Below are 412 nucleotides of genomic sequence, written 5' to 3'. Positions count from 1 at the left end.
CTCTAAGGTGACTGCCGGTGACAAACCGGAGGAAGGTGGGGATGACGTCAAATCATCATGCCCCTTATGACCTGGGCTACACACGTGCTACAATGGACGGTACAAAGAGCTGCAAGACCGCGAGGTGGAGCTAATCTCATAAAACCGTTCTCAGTTCGGATTGTAGGCTGCAACTCGCCTACATGAAGCTGGAATCGCTAGTAATCGCGGATCAGCATGCCGCGGTGAATACGTTCCCGGGCCTTGTACACACCGCCCGTCACACCACGAGAGTTTGTAACACCCGAAGTCGGTGGGGTAACCTTTATGGAGCCAGCCGCCTAAGGTGGGACAGATGATTGGGGTGAAGTCGTAACAAGGTAGCCGTATCGGAAGGTGCGGCTGGATCACCTCCTTTCTATGGAGAATTGAT

At 53.6% G+C, this 412-nt stretch carries 1 rRNA gene; it reads left to right on the top strand.

Going from position 1 to position 412, the window contains the following annotated elements:
* Nucleotides 1-397 (top strand): 16S ribosomal RNA (locus JDS80_RS30750); the annotation flags it as partial.
* Nucleotides 398-412: the final 15 nt, after the last annotated feature.

It is taken from the genome of Bacillus cereus group sp. N8 (assembly GCF_016483685.1).
Classification (GTDB): Bacteria; Bacillota; Bacilli; order Bacillales; family Bacillaceae_G; genus Bacillus_A; species Bacillus_A proteolyticus.
The sequence above is the reverse complement of the archived record's forward strand: the minus strand, read 5'-3'. Positions and strand labels throughout refer to the sequence as shown.